The organism is Cupriavidus phytohabitans, from assembly GCF_017815025.1.
GTDB lineage: Bacteria > Pseudomonadota > Gammaproteobacteria > Burkholderiales > Burkholderiaceae > Cupriavidus.
The window spans coordinates 1-2,260 of record NZ_JAGIQB010000154.1 but is presented as its reverse complement, the minus strand read 5'-3'; the positions used below and the strand labels follow the sequence as shown (position 1 = coordinate 2,260).

The following is a 2,260-nucleotide window of genomic DNA, read 5'->3' as shown; positions in this document are numbered from 1 at the left end:
ATCATGGACACACCTATGACAACGCGCTCACCAAACGCCTCGATGACTCGCGCGCTGATTTAATCAGCGATTCCCTAGGCGAATCAGCCTGGATTTACCGACATCCGGCCCGCGTGAGCGTTGACATTCAGCGCCGCCAGGAAGGCATTCCCAAGACAATCATAGATCGCGCCTGGGACGCACAACAGCACCTGTGTCGAGGTTACCGCAGACTCGTCGCCCGAGGCAAGACCGAACACGTGGCGGCCATTGCCGTCGCCCGCGAGTTGGCCGGCTTCATCTGGAACATCGGGCGATTGGGCATGAACTTGGCCCTACCGCGCAGCGCCTAGCAGCAGCCCAGCCGACATAGTTGACAAACATTTGAATCGGAGAGAGTTTCCTGAGGGGCGAGCGTAGCCCGGCATTCGAGCAACCCGCGATCGCGTTTGGCAACGGGGCATCCACCCGACTTGCGCAGTAAGGCAGCGGCAGGCTCATGTGAGGACCTCTGTAATGCGGTAGCCAACCCGCGAATATCAGATCCTATGAAGCGGGGAGACCGACGCACTGATGCCTAAAATCAGCGTATCGACACTGGCTCAAAGGGGACGATGATGCCTACAGATCATGCGCACACGACCTATTCAGACACTACTCTCGTACTAGCAGTGTCGCTGGAATTGGCGGCGGCCAAATGGAAAGTAGCGCTTCACGATGGCCGGCGCGAGAAGCCAGCCGTGCACACCGTCGCACAGCCGCAGGCCGCGGCGCGTCTGCAGGAGGTGCTGAACCTGATCGCCGCACACAAGGAGAAGTGGTCGTTGCCAGCAGACGTACGGATCGTCGTGAGCTATGAGGCCGGACAGGACGCGTTCTGGATCTGTCGCGCGCTGCAGACCCGACACATTGAGTGCTACGTTGTCGATCCGGCCAGCATTCCGGTCGAACGCCATCAGCGGCGCGCCAAGACAGACCGGCTCGATGTGATCAAGCTCGTCATTAACCTGCGCGCGTGGCTGCGCGGCGAGCGCGATCGCATGCATGTGATTCACGTCCCGTCACCGGAGGATGAGGCATCGCGCCACCTGATGCGCGAGCGCGGACAACTGCAGAAGGAAGTCCTGCAGCACCGCGACCGGATGCGCAAGCTGCTGGCTACGCTCGGCTGCTGGGATGCGCTCGATCACCGGACCTTCGCCAACCGGCTCGAGCGCGACGAGGTGCGCTGCCACGATGGTGCGCCGTTACCGCGTGAGTTACGTGAGCGGTTACTGCGGGAATGCGAACGGCTGGCACTCGTCGAACAGCAACTTGCGGCGCTGGAGAAGACGCGACAGACAAATGTACCTGCACTCGCGCGCCAGCGTCGCGATGCGCTGGCGCGCCTGAAGGGGATCGGCGAAGTGGGCGCTTCGCGCCTTGCCCTCGAGCTGTTCTGGCGGGAATTCAACAACCACCGTCAAGTCGGTGCGTGCGTAGGGCTGGTGCCGCAGCCCTACGACAGTGGCGAAAGCCAGGTCGATCAGGGGATTAGCAAACAGGGAAACCGTCGAGTACGCGCGTTGCTGATCGAGATGGCCTGGACCTGGCTGCGCTACCAGCCTGGCAGCGCATTAGCAAAATGGTTTGACCAGCGCACACAGGGCACAGGACCGAACCGACGCGCACGACGCATCGCCATCGTCGCCGTAGCGCGACGTCTGGCCATTGCGCTGTGGCGCTATCTGAAAGATGGAGTCATTCCCGAAGGCGCACATCTGAAGTCGGCATAAGCCCTCCAAGGCTAGCAGGAAGGAGGTAAGGTTTAGTCAGGCAGTGACGTAGCAAACACGGTTGGAGTGAACATGCCCGTGATCACGCTGGGTTGCCGATGCAACCGAATATTTTCAGATGGGGCATGTTCCCGGAAAAGATTCCGGCGTAACGCGCATGCAGGATGAGGCTGGCAACGCGCCAGCGGATAGAAGGTGGTGAGATGCTGGTTCCTCTCACGAGCGCAACGTCGACTTCAGCTACATGTTATGAAGATTTCGGCCAATAGCGATCTTGACAAATTCTCGCTCATAGAAGCGTGATCCACCGTCGATTTTTACTGCTACGCCGCCCCTCAGGAAATTCGTGTGCGCCTATGACCCTATTGATCCGGCATTCATGAACTTGAATCAGGCCGCATACTTCACCGAATGATGCTGAAAGTAACGTCGAATGCGTTCGGGCTGTTTCTGGACACTGCGCAGATGGCTCGACGCAGCCTTGACGAGTTGCAGCTTGGTGCGAG

Annotated in this window: 1 protein-coding gene and 2 pseudogenes; 2 read left to right on the top strand and 1 reads right to left on the bottom strand. The window is 59.7% G+C overall.

The features are described 5' to 3' along the window. Positions 1-332 (top strand): annotated as a pseudogene (locus J8I34_RS33715) (hypothetical protein); the annotation flags it as partial. Between the two features lie 264 nt (positions 333-596). Further along, a complete protein-coding gene (locus J8I34_RS33710) occupies positions 597-1,754 on the top strand; it encodes an IS110 family RNA-guided transposase (RefSeq protein WP_209777423.1) in 1,158 nt (385 codons plus the stop codon). Positions 1,755-2,144: 390 nt separating this feature from the next. Here the strand turns inward: J8I34_RS33710 and J8I34_RS33705 are convergent. Next, a pseudogene (locus J8I34_RS33705) lies at positions 2,145-2,260 on the bottom strand (IS630 family transposase); the annotation flags it as partial.